Source organism: Ferrimonas sp., from assembly GCF_048263965.1.
Lineage (GTDB): Bacteria > Pseudomonadota > Gammaproteobacteria > Enterobacterales > Shewanellaceae > Ferrimonas.
This window is the reverse complement of sequence record NZ_JBLXDO010000009.1, coordinates 83,185-97,781: the sequence shown is the minus strand read 5'-3', so window position 1 is coordinate 97,781 and position 14,597 is coordinate 83,185. Positions and strand designations below refer to the sequence as shown.

General features: G+C 57.5%; 14 protein-coding genes and 1 tRNA gene. 11 read left to right on the top strand and 4 right to left on the bottom strand.

What is annotated here, in order from left to right; all coding sequences use genetic code 11:
* Positions 1 to 88: 88 nt before the first annotated feature.
* The 9 genes from ACN0RV_RS10235 to ACN0RV_RS10195 all read left to right on the top strand — a co-directional run bounded on the left by ACN0RV_RS10235 (position 89) and on the right by ACN0RV_RS10195 (position 10,366).
* Positions 89 to 454 carry a hypothetical protein gene (locus tag ACN0RV_RS10235; protein WP_417347507.1) on the top strand — a complete coding sequence of 122 codons (366 nt, stop codon included), beginning with the start codon at positions 89 to 91 and terminating at the stop codon, positions 452 to 454.
* Positions 444 to 1,886 (top strand): hypothetical protein, encoded by a 1,443-nt coding sequence (locus ACN0RV_RS10230; protein ID WP_417347506.1) that lies wholly within the window; start codon positions 444 to 446, stop codon positions 1,884 to 1,886. The genes ACN0RV_RS10235 and ACN0RV_RS10230 overlap by 11 nt, the downstream gene beginning before the upstream one ends.
* The gene (locus tag ACN0RV_RS10225; RefSeq protein ID WP_417347505.1) at positions 1,883 to 2,962 is read left to right on the top strand and encodes a glycosyltransferase; all 1,080 of its coding nucleotides are present in this window, start codon (positions 1,883 to 1,885) and stop codon (positions 2,960 to 2,962) included. Before ACN0RV_RS10230 ends, ACN0RV_RS10225 begins: the two co-directional genes overlap by 4 nt.
* Positions 2,959 to 4,719: a sugar transferase gene (locus tag ACN0RV_RS10220; protein WP_417347504.1), complete on the top strand. Its 1,761-nt coding sequence runs from the start codon at positions 2,959 to 2,961 to the stop codon at positions 4,717 to 4,719. The genes ACN0RV_RS10225 and ACN0RV_RS10220 overlap by 4 nt, the downstream gene beginning before the upstream one ends.
* A 232-nt stretch (positions 4,720 to 4,951) precedes the next feature.
* Entirely contained in the window at positions 4,952 to 5,272 is a 321-nt protein-coding gene (locus ACN0RV_RS10215; protein WP_417347503.1) for an STAS domain-containing protein, read from the top strand.
* Positions 5,273 to 5,280: 8 nt separating this feature from the next.
* Positions 5,281 to 6,096 carry an OmpA family protein gene (locus ACN0RV_RS10210; RefSeq protein ID WP_417347502.1) on the top strand — a complete coding sequence of 272 codons (816 nt, stop codon included), beginning with the start codon at positions 5,281 to 5,283 and terminating at the stop codon, positions 6,094 to 6,096.
* Positions 6,096 to 8,183, top strand: coding sequence for an SLBB domain-containing protein (locus ACN0RV_RS10205; protein ID WP_417347501.1), 2,088 nt, complete (start codon positions 6,096 to 6,098; stop codon positions 8,181 to 8,183). The genes ACN0RV_RS10210 and ACN0RV_RS10205 overlap by 1 nt, the downstream gene beginning before the upstream one ends.
* A complete protein-coding gene (locus ACN0RV_RS10200) occupies positions 8,180 to 8,824 on the top strand; it encodes a hypothetical protein (RefSeq protein WP_417347500.1) in 645 nt (214 codons plus the stop codon). The genes ACN0RV_RS10205 and ACN0RV_RS10200 overlap by 4 nt, the downstream gene beginning before the upstream one ends.
* A gap of 114 nt (positions 8,825 to 8,938) precedes the next feature.
* Positions 8,939 to 10,366, top strand: a complete 1,428-nt coding sequence (locus tag ACN0RV_RS10195) for a sigma-54-dependent transcriptional regulator (RefSeq protein ID WP_417347499.1) — start codon at positions 8,939 to 8,941, stop codon at positions 10,364 to 10,366.
* A 7-nt stretch (positions 10,367 to 10,373) separates the two neighbouring features.
* Here ACN0RV_RS10195 and ACN0RV_RS10190 read toward each other — a convergent pair whose 3' ends face one another.
* A complete protein-coding gene (locus tag ACN0RV_RS10190) occupies positions 10,374 to 11,423 on the bottom strand; it encodes a glycosyltransferase family 4 protein (RefSeq protein ID WP_417347498.1) in 1,050 nt (349 codons plus the stop codon).
* A 100-nt stretch (positions 11,424 to 11,523) separates the two neighbouring features.
* Here ACN0RV_RS10190 and ACN0RV_RS10185 point away from each other — a divergent pair, with 100 nt between their 5' ends.
* On the top strand, positions 11,524 to 11,862 hold the full coding sequence (locus ACN0RV_RS10185; protein WP_417347497.1) for an Hpt domain-containing protein: 339 nt from the start codon (positions 11,524 to 11,526) through the stop codon (positions 11,860 to 11,862).
* On the opposite strand, the gene ACN0RV_RS10180 is transcribed toward ACN0RV_RS10185, so the two are convergent.
* The gene (locus ACN0RV_RS10180) at positions 11,841 to 12,716 is read right to left on the bottom strand and encodes a gluconeogenesis factor YvcK family protein (RefSeq protein WP_417347496.1); all 876 of its coding nucleotides are present in this window, start codon (positions 12,714 to 12,716) and stop codon (positions 11,841 to 11,843) included. The two genes, ACN0RV_RS10185 and ACN0RV_RS10180, sit on opposite strands and share 22 nt — an antisense overlap.
* A gap of 147 nt (positions 12,717 to 12,863) precedes the next feature.
* Here ACN0RV_RS10180 and ACN0RV_RS10175 point away from each other — a divergent pair.
* Positions 12,864 to 12,937 (top strand) — tRNA-Cys (locus tag ACN0RV_RS10175).
* Positions 12,938 to 13,290: 353 nt separating this feature from the next.
* Here ACN0RV_RS10175 and ACN0RV_RS10170 read toward each other — a convergent pair.
* Both ACN0RV_RS10170 and ACN0RV_RS10165 read right to left on the bottom strand, forming a co-directional pair.
* Complete coding sequence (locus ACN0RV_RS10170) at positions 13,291 to 13,806, bottom strand: hypothetical protein (RefSeq protein ID WP_417347495.1); 516 nt, start codon at positions 13,804 to 13,806, stop codon at positions 13,291 to 13,293.
* The gene (locus ACN0RV_RS10165) at positions 13,799 to 14,563 is read right to left on the bottom strand and encodes a winged helix-turn-helix domain-containing protein (RefSeq protein WP_417347494.1); all 765 of its coding nucleotides are present in this window, start codon (positions 14,561 to 14,563) and stop codon (positions 13,799 to 13,801) included. The genes ACN0RV_RS10170 and ACN0RV_RS10165 overlap by 8 nt, the downstream gene beginning before the upstream one ends.
* Positions 14,564 to 14,597 lie beyond the last annotated feature (34 nt).

Sequence of the window (14,597 nt, the reverse complement as noted above, 5' to 3'; positions counted from 1 at the left end):
TGGCTATTTATGTCATTGAAAGTAAAGAATAAACAATAGTGGCACGGGGTGTGCACTTCATCGGTATCTCGCCCGGTGGGAGAAACCGATGAAATGGATACCCCTAGTGCTGCTATTGCTCCTTGGAGGCTGTGCATCCACCGCCCCGGAAGGAGGCCAGTTACAGGCACCGTCTGCGCCCAAGGCGATGCTGACCTGGCCAGAGGACGGTCGTGTGCTCCTCTGGTTGCAGGGACAACTTCCCTCAGAACTGTTTCGGGCTCAAAAGATGACGGTGGAACTTGGCCCTTTGCCGGATGCCCCGGCCTGGTACTCCGCGTTTGTGGCTGAGCAGAGGTTGGCTGAGCTGGAGGATGCGCTGCGATCCATGGGTTTCCAGGGCAGGGTAGAGGGCAGCTATCTGCCTTCTGCGAAACCGGATCAGGTCCGGCTTGGAGCCTCCTATGCCTATTGAACAGGCACTGGTCTTCGCTTACCGCTTGCTCTATCAGTTGTGGCAAAAACGTTACCTGGTGGTGGTCCCGGCTTTGGTGACCAGCCTGGTGTTGGCTGTGCATGGGTTTTCAGGTAAGGCGAAGTATCAGAGTCAAACCTCGCTGCTTCTGCAGGAATCCGCCCTGTCCAACCCCTTTCTGAAGGACCTTTCTGTCTCGGTGCGACTCAAGGAGCGCCTCGATGGCCTGAGAGCGCTGTTGCACAGCCGTTATGTGATGGCCGAGGTGGCCGGTGAAGCCGGCTTGACCTCAGACGCCATGGCAGACAGTCAGAAGGAGCTGGTCTACCGCAGGCTGGCGTCAGCCACCCATCTGCAACTCAGCGGTGACTCCCTGGTCACCATCAGGCTGCTTTGGGACACCCCGGAGCAGGCAAAGCATCTGTTGTCCCTGATCAGTGACAGCTTCCAGCAGAGGCTGATGGATCCGGGACAGCGTGCGGTAGACAACTCCGAACGCTTCCTTTCCGAGCAGCTGTCCCTTCAAGAGCGAAGCCTGGCTGAGGTGGAGGGGAAGCTGGCAATGTTCAAGCAGGAGCACGCCAACCTTCTGCCCAATCTGCTTGGGGCAAACAATATGGCCCTGCTGGAGGCCGAGGCGCAGATTCGAAGCAAACTGGTTGAGCTTGAGGGAGCCCGGGCCCAGCTGGTGCAACTGAAGAGCCAGTTAAAGATGGCCAATCCCATCGTCAGCGAGATTGAGAAACAGATCGTGTCGACCCGGGCCCAGCTGGCACTGCTTAAGAGTCGTTACACCGATCGCCATTCCAAGGTGAAAGGGGTGAAGGCCCGGTTGGCTCAACTGCAGCAGGAGAAGCAGCGACTGCTTCAGGAAACCGCCTCGGAAGAGGACAGGCACCTGGAAGAGTTGTGGCAACTGGCCACCACCTTCAAACCGGGGGAGGGAGACAGTCAGGCACCTCTGCTGGTGTCTCAGCTTCAGTCGCTGCAGGAGTCCAGCAATCTGGTGGTGACCCTGGAAGGGGAACTGAAGGTGCTGGAAGACCACAAGGCGTCCATCCTCGCCAGGATGGGCCGCAGTGCCGAAGTGGAGCAGCAGTTGGCGGAGCTGGAGCGCCTGGCCGAAGGAAAGCGCGCCCTCTACAGCGAATTGCTGGAACGCTACGAGAAGGCGCGCGTGACCGGCCAACTGGGCCGATTTGAAGCTCCGGAGAAGGTCAGGGTCATCGACAGGCCCAATTTCCCTTCAGGCGCCATTGGCGCGCCCTGGTGGCTGATGGGGGTGTTGGGCCTGTTTGGGGGGGCCGGCGTTGGGGTGGCATTGGCGGTTCTCGGACTGCTGCTGGACAGACGAATCTATCGACGCGAGCAGATCGAGGCCCTGAGCGGGGCACCCGTGCTGGCGGAGTACCTTGTGGAGGGAGAGAGATGAAAAGACCTGTTTTGGTTCAATTGGTGCAAAAGATGGCCGTGGGTGGCCTGGAGACCATGGCACTGACTTTAGGAGAGCGTCTCGAGGAGCACTTCGAGATCCACTACCTCTCCCTGGAAGGGCAGGCTGAAGCACTGACCCGTCAGTGGCCTCGGCTGTCGCAGCTTAAGCATTTCAGTGCGTTCGACAAAGAGGCAGGCGTTGACAGAAAACTGGTGACGTCACTGCGTCGCTACCTGAAAGAGCACAAGGTGACTCATCTGCACAGTCATCACATAGGTCCCCTCATCTATGGCGGAGCGGCGGCCATGGGCCTGGGTATCGACCATGTTCATACCCATCACGATGGCTGGAGTCTGACACTCGGGCGGCAAAAGCAGTTGACCCGTTTTGCTGAAGCCCTGTTTCGTCCGGCGATGGTGGCCGATGCTGAGACCGTTGCCCGACTCTATCAGCAGCAGGGGTGCAGAATCGAAAAGGTGATTCCCAATGGGGTCGCAGCATCTCGTTTCCTGCCCTCGGATCAGCAGGCGGCGCGACGCCTGTTTGGCCTTCCGGGTCGGGCCTTGCTGATGGGAACGGCCTGCCGCCTGGAGCCGGTAAAGGGGGTTGACCGTCTTATCGCCCTGCTGGCCCAACTCCCCGAGGATGTGCATCTGGTGATCGCCGGGCAGGGCAGTGAGAAGCAAAATCTGGAGGCGATGGCAGAGAGCATGGGTGTGATGAAGCGATGTCATTTCCTCGGGCAGATTGAGAGGATGGAGCAGTGGTATCCGGCCCTGGACCTGTTCTGCCTGGCCAGTCACAGCGAAGGGGCACCCATGTCCTTGCTGGAGGCCCAGGCCTGTGAGGTCCCGGTTATCGCGACAGATGTCGGCAACTGTCGCAATATGGTGTGTACCAATATGGGTCATATTGTAAGTGGCCACCAAGTGGAAAGCTGGATCCGGCCGGTGCGCCGGTTGATGGCATTGAGCCGCCAGAGTCGGGGCGTGTTGAGACGGTTTGTGTTGAACCAGGGTAGCGACACCACCATGGCTCAGCAGTATCTCTCCCTGCTGGAGGAGAAGGCATGATGATACTGTCGCTCTGGATAGTGGTTACTTCATTGTTGGTGATGAATCTGTTGCTCTATCCCAGGTGGATGGGGTGGTTGGCCGCGCGCAAAAATCGAACATTTTCCCCGTTGCGGCGTGTCAGGGTGGAGCGCATTACCCTGGTAATCCCCTGTTATAACGAAGCCCGGGAGCTGGGATTTAAGCTGAACAATCTGCTCAGGCTCACCCACCCCCTGTGCCAGGTTGAGGTGGAAGTGTTGCTCGACGGCTGCCGGGACAACAGTGGGGCTGTGGTTCATCAGTTCCAAGAACGCTTTGCTGAAAAAGGCATGCGCCTGCACAGCAGGGAGTTTGCCGACAATCGCGGTAAGGTTCATCGGCTGAATCAGGCGTTGGCCAGGCTGAAGGGGCGTCCCGGCGAGCTGGTGTTGTTAAGTGACTGCAGTGCGCTGCTGGGTCGTGACACTCTGCAGCTGGCCGAGCAGCGATTTAGCGACCCCCACCTGGGGGCCCTGGCCGGTCGTTACACCCATGGAACCGACAGCCGACTCGCCCGCCATTGGTCAGGGCTCAATCGCTGCCGGGCAGGGGAAGCGGCCTTTGGCGCGGTGATGGGCGGGCCTGGGGCGCTGCTTCTGCTGCGAAGCGAGTGCATCACCGAACTGGCTCCGGATTGCATCAACGATGATTTTGAACTGGTGATGGGGGTATTGAGGCAGGGATATCGCACCGGCTATGACCAGAGAATGCGGGCGGTGGATGTGGCGCCCCGATCGTCAGAGCGCCTTTTCGGCCAGAGGATGCGTATCGCCGCTGGCAACCTGCAGCAGTTGGCTTCACTGATGAAAACCCTGCCCATACTGCCTGTTGGTGCGCGCATGGCCGGCCTGTTGGGCAAGGGGCTTCGTGCCTTCGTTCCCCTGCTGATCCCTCTCTGGGGCCTGCTGACCCTGCTGTTGCCCACCCTGCACCCTGATACCGAGCCTCTGTTCTGGCCCCTGCTGTCGATGGTGTCAGCCGCGGCGCTGTTGGCCATGCTTAAGCCCAAAAGCCAGCTTGGCATCATGATGACCGCCGTCTGCGGTGCGTTTTTGGGGGGCTGGTGCCGACTGACCGGCACCCGTGTGGGTTGGAGCAGCATAGAGGGGGGATTCCAGCCTTTGATGGTTCGGGTCGTTAAGCGAGGCGTCGACCTGCTGGTGGGGGGAGTGTTGCTGTTGCTGTCCTTGCCCCTGTTTCCTCTGGTGGCGCTGATGATCAAGCTGGATTCCCCGGGGCCGGTGTTCTATCGGCAACTTAGAATTGGGGCCAGATATGAAGACAGGACGGAGCTGTGTTACGTAACCAAGTTTCGCTCCATGGTTCACGGGGCCGAAAGCAGGGGAGCTCGTTGGGCAACCAGGGGTGACAGCCGGGTCACCAGGGTGGGCCGTTTTATCCGTGCTACGCGTCTGGATGAGCTGCCTCAGCTGTTTCAGGTGCTCAGTGGCGAACTCTCTCTGGTGGGCCCGCGCCCGGAGCGTCCTCAGATCTGTGGCGAACTGGACGCACAACTGCCTTTCTACCTGGAGCGCACCTTTGAACTTCAGCCCGGGATTACCGGATTGGCCCAGGTGCACCAGGCGGGTGACACCAGCCTGGAGGACGTCAAACAGAAGCTGCTCTATGACCATGCCTACGGCGCGGCTCTGTCGACTCCGGCAACCTACTTTGCCATGGAGTGGCAGGTGCTGAGGAAAACCGTGATGGTGGTACTGGGCGCCAAAGGGCATTGAGGCAGCGTCTCCTGGACTGTCGTTGACGGATCCAGGTCGCGAGGCTATCTGACTGTGAAAAGGGGGCTTTTAGCCCCCATCATTTTGCAAAACCGCCGTTGCAAAACGCATTTGACTCAAGGTGGCCCATGTTAACGCACTGAATAATTTGGAATATTATGGTTGGCACTCTCTTTGCTGAACACTAAGGGTCGGAATTGTTCCGGCCCTTATGTTTATTGGGAGAGTGATCATGGCTATTCAACTGGATCAGACACTGGCACCCACTAAGGTGGCTGCACCCCAACAGTTCGATATCGACCATATCGGCCCCATCAAGGAGAGTTTCGAAGACCTGCTGATGGACAGCAGCCAGCTGGTGGTGGTTGATCTGTCCCTGACCGAATTTATCGACTCGTCCGGCATCGGCGCCATCATCTACCTGTTCAAACGCCTCAAAAGCCAACAACGAGTGCTTCAGCTGCATGGTGTGCACGGACAGCCCAAGCGCATTCTCACCATGCTTCGAGTGGATCGGGCCATCCCTTTCGTGGGCGGTGAGGTGGCCGCATGAGGACGCTGATGCTGGTTGTCTTGCTCAGTGGGTGTGCGCAATGGCCTGAAGAGGGGCAGGGCGGCATGGCGGATGAGAAAACACCCTGGGAGAGTTACCTCTACACGCCGGCGTTTCTTCAGGAGCAGCAGCAGTTGAGGCAGCGCACGGTGGAGGCTCAGATGGGGCTGGATCTACTGCGCCTTCGTGGTTCCATGGCCTGCCTGCCTGCCCGTCAGATGCAGGCGGAACTGTTGCTGGCCCGGGTCAGGGGGGAATTGGCGGAAGGATTGTTTGCCGATGCGACGGAAAACATGTTGATCCTTGAAGATCAGGTTCACCGTCTGGGGGTTCGACTCAACCATGTCACCGCTAAGCTCGGTTGCCATGCCCATCGATCATCAATGGTGGTGGCCTCTAACGCGGGCTTGGATGGCCAGGGAAAGGCAAATGGCCTGCTGTATTCGGAGCAGTTTGCTGATGACCGAACCGAGTTATTGCCCCAGTTTCGTCAAAGGCTGGCCCACTTGGCCCTGGAGATGAAGGCCAACCCCCACTGGCACCTTAAGGTGACCGGACACGCTGACCATCGCGGCAGTGAGGCGTACAACCATAACCTGGCGGAACAACGGGCCCTATCCGTGTCCCAATTCCTTGAGGAACAGGGTGTGCCCCGACATCAGATTACCCTGGAAACCAAAGGGGAGTCTCAGCCGGTCGGAGACAACAGTACCCGTACCGGCCGATTGGCCAATCGCCGAGTCACCCTGGAGCTGTCCACCGGTGAGGCTGATGCTGCCCAGGTAGCCCTGCGTCACTGGGACGATGCGTCGAGGAGAAAGTGATGAGATACCTCTGCCTGCTTGTGATGCTGCTGGTGATTTGTCCTCTTCAGGCCCAGGAGGAGCGCCGCCTTAAGCCGGGTGACAGCCTGATGGTGCTGCTGCCTGGTGAGCCTGACTTTGACCAGCCTTTTCAGTTGGACAATCAGGGAAAGATTCGCCTACCGGAGGCGGGCAGAGTGGCCCTGAGGGGCAAGACCCTGGAGCAGGCCAAGGCCACGGTGAAACTGGCACTCTCCAGTGTGTATCTGAACCTGGACCAGTTTGACCTTGAGCTGGAGGCGCCCCAGTTGCTGATTCGGGTGTTGGGCTATGTGGATGCACCGGGGGAGGTGTTGTTGCCTGCGGACGGCAATGTTCAGATGGCCATAGAGGCAGCCGGTGGCCTGCGCCCCGGTGCGCAGCTGGATCGCTTGCAGGTTCAGCGAGGTGAGCAGACCATCCCCTTCGACTATAAAGCTTATCTGGACAGCGGCGCTGACAGCCTGTTGCCGCCGCTCAAGAGTGAGGACAGGCTGTTTGTGCCCGCTTCGCCCCTGACCGGTAATGTGGAAGTGAATTTTGATGCCCGGTCATTGATTGCTGGTGGCGATGGTGCCGGCAAACGAGAAGCCATTACCCTTTTTGGCGAAGTTCGGAACCCCGGCACCTTCTCCATCAAGGGCGAGATGAATCTGGTGGATGCCCTGATGCGGGCCGAAGGGGTGACCCGCTATGGCGACGTCAGTCACATCCGGGTGATCACCGACAATGTGCCCTACCTGTTCGATCTGAAAAGTTACCTGGATGAAGGGGAGGCTCAGACGCTGCCCCCGGTAGGCCCGGGGACCCTGGTGTATGTGCCCATTCAGGTGGACGTGGTGTCCAACACCCAGCGAACCGTCTATGTGATGGGCGAGGTTCAGCAACCCGGGGCCTATGAAACCGGGGATCAGGTGACTTTCCTGGACCTGCTGGCCAATGCGGGGGGGCCGACCCGCTTCGCCGAGACCCGCAATATCCGTCTGCTGCGTCAGAATCAGAGTGTGGTCGAAGTGGATCTGCTCTCTTACACCGAAAGCCGGCAATCGGCACCGCTACCGAACATCGAGCCTGGCGATGTCATCTTTGTTCCGGAGAAGACCGACGTCAATGAGAAGTCCTGGCTGAAGATCCCGTCCGATCGGGCGATTAAGATCGTCGGTGCCATGAATAAGCCGGGCCGGTATGAGTGGGACGACGCCATGTCCTTCCTGGACCTGTTCGCCCATGCCGAAGGCCCCAAGCAACATGCCAATCTGGCGGAGATCGAGATCCTGAAGGAGAGTGGCGAGAAGCGTCTGTTCGATCTGGACAAGTTCATTAAGCAGGGGGGCAGCTATTCGGCTCTGCCGGACCTGGAAGCCGGGGACACCATCATAGTCAACGAGTTGCCCTGGGATCCCACGGACAATAAATCCTCCTGGATTCGCCAGGGCCCGGACAGTTCCATCTATGTGTTCGGTCAGGTGGCGTCTCCCGGTCGTTACGCCTTTACCAGCCAACTGAGTTTCCTGGATATCCTCGCCGCGGCGGACGGCCCAACCGATGAGGCGGACCTGGGGCAGATACGCATCACTCACAGAGACGGCAGTCAGGCCAGAGTCACCCAGCTCAACCTGGCCCGCTACTTTGAAACCGGCGATGAGAGCGTTTTGCCCAAGGTGCTGCCGGGAGACACCATCTTTCTGCCCCAGCGGGACAGGCAATGGCTGGAGAAGCCGGCCGAACAGGTGGTTCGTCTGATGGGGGCAGTCAACAAGCCGGGGCGTTACAGCTTTGATGACACCATGAATCTGTTGGATCTGCTGGCGGAAGCGGGAGGTCCCAAGGAGAACGCCTACATTGAGAAGATCATCGTGGTCCAGCACAGCTGCTGTGATCCCCAGGCCAGGGTGTTTGATCTCAAGGAGTTTGTCATGAGGCCCAACTATGCGCAGATTCCGGTGTTGCGTCCCGGGGATACTGTGTATGTGCCCAACGAGGAGCAGTCCAACTGGCACGTGTTCATCAATGGAGTGCGGGATGCATTGAGCATAGTCGCGTTGATTGCCCTGGGAGGTGCCATATGACGTTGAAGCGTGACCCTTTCTCTTCTTTGACCACCATGGTGGAAAGCAGGGCGGTATCCAGCCTTGCCATTGCCGATCTCGGCGGGGGCAGTGCCGCCTGGGTTAGTCAGGCTCTGGCATCCCGGCTCCAATCGCTGGGCGGAGAAACCCTGATGGTCGGTTTGGCAGAACAATCCGGGTCTAGCTGGAGCCTGGACGACATCAGTGCGCACACTGCCATTGGCAGCCAATCTGGATTGGCTTACCTTGGCGCTCCCCAGCAAAACAAACCTCTTCAACTTAACAGCCTGGTCCAGGCTCTGCTGAGGTGGCAGCAGGAGTTCCGTACCGTGGTGGTCCATGCTGGTTCGGCCCTGGAGGAGAGAGGTATCCTGGCGATTTCAGGCTGTCAGTGGGTGCTGCTGGTGGTGGATGGAGGCCGCGATGAGGAGGAGAAACTGAAGAAGCTGAAGGTGCGCCTGAGCCACCAGGGGGTCGCTCTGATGGGGGTCGTACTCAATCGCAGTGCGCTGCCTACCTTGGGGCGGGAACTGGCCTGTACGTTGTCGCGGCGACTCCCTCGGCTGTCACACAAAGCCTGGTTTGGCCGTTTGCAGAACTGGTTGAATGAAAACCGCTTTCTCAATGGGCGTTGGAGTTAAGGCGTTGTTGTTTGTGGAGCAGGAAAATTAATCAAAATTTTTAGTTACTTCCTAGTAAAAGCGCCTTTGAGTCACCTACAATTTTATCTGTAGAGGCATCGAGGGAGCTTTGCCATGGCGGACTTACAGCACCGCGTACTGCTGATTGAAGACACCGAGTCTCTGGCTCGGGTGTACCAAGCCTATCTGAAAGAGAGCAGCGTGCGGGTGGAGCATGCCACCACCTTTGCCCAGGCCAAAGAGAGCCTGATCAGACAGCTGCCCTCGCTGGTTCTCCTCGATCTCCACCTTCCCGACCAAGATGGCATTGATCTCCTGAGGATGCTGCACAACAGCGGCTGTACGGTACCGGTGATCGTGATTACTGCCAACAGCTCCGTGGAAACCGCCGTAGAGGCGATGCGGCTTGGCGCCTATGACTTTGTCACCAAGCCGGTGGAAGCGCGGCGACTGCAGGTCACAGTGCACAATGCGCTGAACTACTATGCCCTCAACCGACTGGTTGACCAGCTTGAAAACCGCCAGGCCAGGGCCAGCTTCCACCAGTTTGTGGGGGCCAGCACTTCGATGCAGGCGGTGTATCAGATGATAGAGCGCAGTGCCCGCAGTCGGGCCACGGTGTTTGTACTGGGTGAAAGCGGCACCGGCAAAGAGTTGTGTGCCGAGGCATTGCATCAGGAGTCGGCGAGAAAGGACGCCCCCTTCATTCCCCTGAACTGTGCAGCCATTCCAAAGGAGCTGGTCGAGAGCGAGCTGTTTGGCCATGTAAAGGGGGCTTTTACCGGTGCCCAGAAGGAGCGCCAGGGCGCCGTCATGGCTGCCAACGGTGGCACCCTGTTTCTGGATGAGATCTGCGAGATGGAGCAGGATCTACAGGCAAAATTGCTTCGATTTCTGCAAACCTCGACCATTCAGCCTGTTGGCAGTGACGAACGAATCAAGGTGGATGTCCGCATCGTCTGTGCCAGCAACCGCGACCCCTGGAAGGAGGTGGAGGAGGGCAGATTTCGTGAGGATCTTTACTACCGTCTCCATGTTCTTCCCATTCATCTGCCGCCACTGAGGCAGCGGGGAGACGACATTCTGCTTCTGGCGAAGCGCTTCCTGCAGAGCTATGGGGCCGAGGAGGGCAAGCGCTTCGTCGGTTTCAGTCGACAGGCGGAATGGATCATGAGTAAATTTGGCTGGCCTGGCAATGTTCGGCAGTTGCAGAACCTGATGCGTCAGCTGGCGGTGATGCACCCCGGTGGCAAGGTGGCCAGCGAAGACCTGCCGCCACCTCTTAACCAACTTGCCTGCGAAGAGGGCTCCGAGGGGGCAGCACAGTTCCAATGGGCCCGCCCGGCTCAGCAGGGTGAGGGGGCTCAAGCCGCAGAGACCGCGGTGGAGATCCCGGAGCCGCAGTCGTTGGCGGACATCGAGAGGCAGGCCATTGAGGAGGCGATCGAGCGCTGTAATGGCAACATCACCCAGGCTGCCAATCTGCTGGAGGTAAGCCCTTCGACCATCTACCGAAAAATGCAGGTGTGGCAGCAGGTTTAGTGCCGGTTTACCCCTGTTGGTTTGGGTCGGCGCTATCCTCAGGAAGGCCGGACTCAAGGACGCACTGGCGGTAAAGATCCAGACACAGCCTCAGGCTGTCGTTGCCACTCCAGTGGTGGCTTATACGCTCTCTGGCATTGGCACTCATTCTAAGCAAGTGCTCCCGGGGGCGTTCTGCCATCTGGACGATGGTCCGGCTCATGGCTTGCATATCGCCGGCATCAATCAGCATACCCACCTGACTGTCCACCAGCTGCGACAGGTCACCCACATCGAATGTGATCACCGGAACGCCGCATGCCATGGCTTCCAGCACCACCATGGGCAACCCCTCGTATCTGGAGGGCAACACCAGCGCGTCCAGCTCCACCAGCCGTTGGGGCAGATCGCTGACCTGGCCATGGTGGACTATGCCACTGCCCTCAATCAGGTCGGCCATTTCGCCGTCACCAAAGCTGTGCCAACGGAACTGGGGGTGCGAGCGCGCTAGGGCGACGTAGCGGTCAAACCCCTTGTCGGCGCACAGGCGTCCGGCAAAACCCAGGGTGAAGGGGCGCCCAAAATGGCTTTTACAGAATGCCGGCTGGCTGACCCAGTTGCGGATTAGCCGGCAATCACCGCCAACCCTGGCCTGAATGGCTCTCGAGACCGCCAGGTTAAGACTGAGGGGCGAAGTGATCAGGTCGGCCCAAAGGTAAAGTGCCAGTTTGCCGCTTCCTGGATCGCCATTGTGGAAGGTGGTGACGCAGGGGTATCCACTGCCCAGAGTTGCCAGGCGGCACAGAATGGATGCCTTATAGCCGTGGGCATGAAGTACACCCTGGCTGTGGTGATGTTTCAATTGGGAGAGCTTTTGATGCCAGGGTCCATTAAGTTCAATAAAAGCAACTTTTTGCATCTTGAGTTGCAAAATGAAACTAGACTCTGGGTAGGATGAGATAAGGAGCACTTCAACCTTACAACCCGATCGCTTCAACCCGTGGTATAGCTGGCAGACATGCGCCTCGATACCGCCGTAGTGGCGGCCATCCAGGACCAGTTTGATGGTTGGTAGCATAGGACAATTTCCTGCAAGAGTGGACCAGTAGTGAAACTTCCTGCATTGATAATGCCAAACTGCGGTACAGGAGCGGAAATTGCCGAAACAAGGAGGGATGATGGCAGTGATTCTCAATGAAAACGCCATAAGAAACCTGGCCAGTGACGCCGGCGAGGACTTGCTGGGGGAGCTGATAACGGTGTTTATTGATGAGATGGGTTACCGTAAGACCCAGGTGGAGGAAGCCTGTCTGTTGTATCAATATCAGGAGTTGGCTCACAGCATCAAAGGGTCAGCCCTCACCTTCGGTGCAGAAGCGCTGGCAGAACTGGCTGAGGCCATTGAGCGTCGCGCCAAAGGGGGCGATGACCTGGTGAAGGAGCAACTTCCCGAGCTGGTGGCCTGCCTGATTGAAACCCGTGACCGATACCAGAGTTACCTGGACAGTTTGGATTGAGCCTGAAGGATCTCATGCAGTGCCTGACCCAGTAGCACCGGGCTGTGATACGGGGAGTCCAGAGGCGCCAGGGGTCGATACTGGGTGTGGCTGTCCTGGTTATCTGACTCGCCATTGCACAGCAACAGGTCTACCTCGATGCCGGTCAGCCTGGTTAACAGCGCTCGCTGTTGCTGCGGCGGACACTCCCCGACGGCACCGGACTCAGGTGCCAGGTTTGCGATCATCACCAAAGGCACCTGTCGTTTCAGGAGTGCATGGCGTATCTCAGGCACCAGCAGAGGCGGTGCCAGGCTGGTGATGATGCTGCCGGGTCCTATTACCACCATATCGGCTTGTTGCAGTTGTGCCAGCGCTTCGTCGCAGGCGGGCACTGTGGGGTGGAGGTCGAGTTCTTTGGGGAGTGTGGCAGCGGCATCAATCTCAACTTCACCGACCCTGGTGCTGCCGTCCTGATAGCGGGCTTTCAGCTGGGTGGGCAACTCTGACATCGGGATGAGCGCATGGGGTACCTCGAGCAGTCGACACAGCAGCTCAACGGCATCGCTGGGCCGGACGCAGAGATTATCCAGAGCTTGCAGCATCAGGTTGCCCAGGTTGTGTCCACTCAGGTCAGACTGGTCGTCGAAGCGGTAATCCAGCAGCAGCCTCCCCAGGTGATCTGCGCCCACCAGGCTGCTCAGGCAGTTTCTGATGTCGCCAAAGGCGATGCCGCCGAAGCTCTCTCGCAGGCGTCCGGTTGAGCAGCCATTGTCCGTAGTGGCAATAATGGCGGACAGGTTCATGGGGTAGGGGGAGAGGGCTTGCAATACCCGGCTTAAACCGTGCCCTCCGCCCAGGGCAACAACGTTCATACAGTTGACCGCAGACTAGTCATATATAGTTGAATAATGACGCATATCTGCATGAGTTCAAATTTATTGCCCTAAAATTTCCTAATTGCCTTGAACCCTGGGGCCGGTTCTGATTTAATGCGCTGCGTTCGACGACAGGTCGGATATGGCGCGTTGGCAGAGTGGCTATGCAGCGGATTGCAAATCCGTGGACCTCGGTTCGACTCCGGGACGCGCCTCCACTTCCAAACAGAAAAAGCTACCTTCGGGTGGCTTTTTTTGTTTCTAAGGCGTGTTGCTAAACAGGATTGCAAATCCGTGTACCCTAGTTCTGCCAATCCACTCAACATTGGGACGCGTCCATACGAAGAGAAACGGCCACTGTTGAGTGGCCGTTTTTTTGGGGAGGGGGTTATTGAGTTCGACTTGCGTTTTTAGACCTTGGTCTATACTTATGGGCCGGCCTGAGAAACGGCCCTCATCATTGTTCTGGCAAGGAGGCTCACGATGAACGCACTGCAGTTTTTTCGCTTGTACCTTTTCTCGTTCGCTTTGATGTTGTTGTTTATCTTACTTATTCCCACCCTTAAGTAGATCAGTCTACTATCCGGCAACCACAAACGGCGTTAGAGGGTTGAAAGAAGACTGCGGCGTAGCCCTCATCGTCGTGCCGTTCCAACAATCTGAGTGTCAGGTTGTGGGCGCCAACGTTGGCCAGATTACTCTTGGCAAAGGAATTCAGATACTGCATATGGGGTACAGGCTCAGCCTCGGGCTGATAGTACTCTGTCTTCACCTCATCAATGGCCATCTCAAAAATATTGTCCTTGGCCGAGCCATCTATGATGCGGCCACTCATGGAGATCAACGAGTTGGCATCGCCATCCCGATCAAAATAGCGATAGCTGATGCTGGCCTGGTCATCCTTTAGAACAAAGTCCGCAATCAGGTAGTGCTTGGCATCCTCATTGGCGGTGCGGTCGTAGAGTTCGTTACGGCAGTTCAGCGTCAAATCGGCGCTCATTCCGGCACCCAGTTTATTGGAGACTAGTACTGCCACAAGCAGAAGCAGTACAAACAGATTGATCATTCTGAAATGGGATTTATTCACAAATGGATACCTGCTTTAGCCAACTGGGATTGATGAACTCAGGAGAGGCTCGAAAGTCACTGATCTTCATGTTTCTGATATCGTGACTTTTCCCCGCGCCAAACATGGTGATGTTCAGCATCTGCTGGTCATGGGAGAGTGCCAGCTTGACCTTTTTCCAGGGAGAGTAGACACATCTGGCAAAATGGTTGGTAAGAGAGTCAGAGTACTTCTGCATCGCCTTGATGTTGGCCTGGGAACTGGTGACGATCTCAATTTCGATCATCTGACCAAAGTCATTGTGCACCTCCTGAATGGAGGTTGATATCGGCGGCGTCTGGTAATGATGGCTCAGCGTCTGGTAGAGCAGGGGAATGGACACCAGCAGAACGGCCACCACACTGAGAATCTGCATACTGCGGACAAACTTAGGGGAGAGTCGCTTCCCTTCAGCTTTAACCGGCACGCTTTCGCTCTGGCCCTGGCCCATTGGCACAAACTGATAGCCCTCCTTGGGAACAGTGTGAATGGCACTGGCCGCAGGTTCGCCAAGAGTGTGCCTGATCGTGAAGATCGCTTTTACCACAGCGGATTCGCTGATCAGTGGGGCGTCGCTGTCGCCACAACTGAGCTGATGTTTACTGAGGGTCACCCCAGGGTTATCAATCAACTGGGTCAATACCAGCAGCTCGCTGCGAGTCAGCAACTTTGTTTCGCCAGACTCCAGATGTTGCAGGCAACCCTGATCTGGAATGAATCTGTACTGTCCTAAATCCATAGGGATATCTATATCTATTTAAACAATTGCTTAG

Bases quoted from the DNA above. Each gene is read 5' to 3' on its own strand.
- ACN0RV_RS10235 (WP_417347507.1), top strand. From the start codon at position 89: ATGAAATGGATACCCCTAGTGCTGCTATTGCTCCTTGGAGGCTGTGCA.
- ACN0RV_RS10230 (WP_417347506.1), top strand. From the start codon at position 444: ATGCCTATTGAACAGGCACTGGTCTTCGCTTACCGCTTGCTCTATCAG.
- ACN0RV_RS10225 (WP_417347505.1), top strand. From the start codon at position 1,883: ATGAAAAGACCTGTTTTGGTTCAATTGGTGCAAAAGATGGCCGTGGGT.
- ACN0RV_RS10220 (WP_417347504.1), top strand. From the start codon at position 2,959: ATGATGATACTGTCGCTCTGGATAGTGGTTACTTCATTGTTGGTGATG.
- ACN0RV_RS10215 (WP_417347503.1), top strand. From the start codon at position 4,952: ATGGCTATTCAACTGGATCAGACACTGGCACCCACTAAGGTGGCTGCA.
- ACN0RV_RS10210 (WP_417347502.1), top strand. From the start codon at position 5,281: ATGCTGGTTGTCTTGCTCAGTGGGTGTGCGCAATGGCCTGAAGAGGGG.
- ACN0RV_RS10205 (WP_417347501.1), top strand. From the start codon at position 6,096: ATGAGATACCTCTGCCTGCTTGTGATGCTGCTGGTGATTTGTCCTCTT.
- ACN0RV_RS10200 (WP_417347500.1), top strand. From the start codon at position 8,180: ATGACGTTGAAGCGTGACCCTTTCTCTTCTTTGACCACCATGGTGGAA.
- ACN0RV_RS10195 (WP_417347499.1), top strand. From the start codon at position 8,939: ATGGCGGACTTACAGCACCGCGTACTGCTGATTGAAGACACCGAGTCT.
- ACN0RV_RS10190 (WP_417347498.1), bottom strand. From the start codon at position 11,423: ATGCTACCAACCATCAAACTGGTCCTGGATGGCCGCCACTACGGCGGT.
- ACN0RV_RS10185 (WP_417347497.1), top strand. From the start codon at position 11,524: ATGGCAGTGATTCTCAATGAAAACGCCATAAGAAACCTGGCCAGTGAC.
- ACN0RV_RS10180 (WP_417347496.1), bottom strand. From the start codon at position 12,716: ATGAACGTTGTTGCCCTGGGCGGAGGGCACGGTTTAAGCCGGGTATTG.
- ACN0RV_RS10165 (WP_417347494.1), bottom strand. From the start codon at position 14,563: ATGGATTTAGGACAGTACAGATTCATTCCAGATCAGGGTTGCCTGCAA.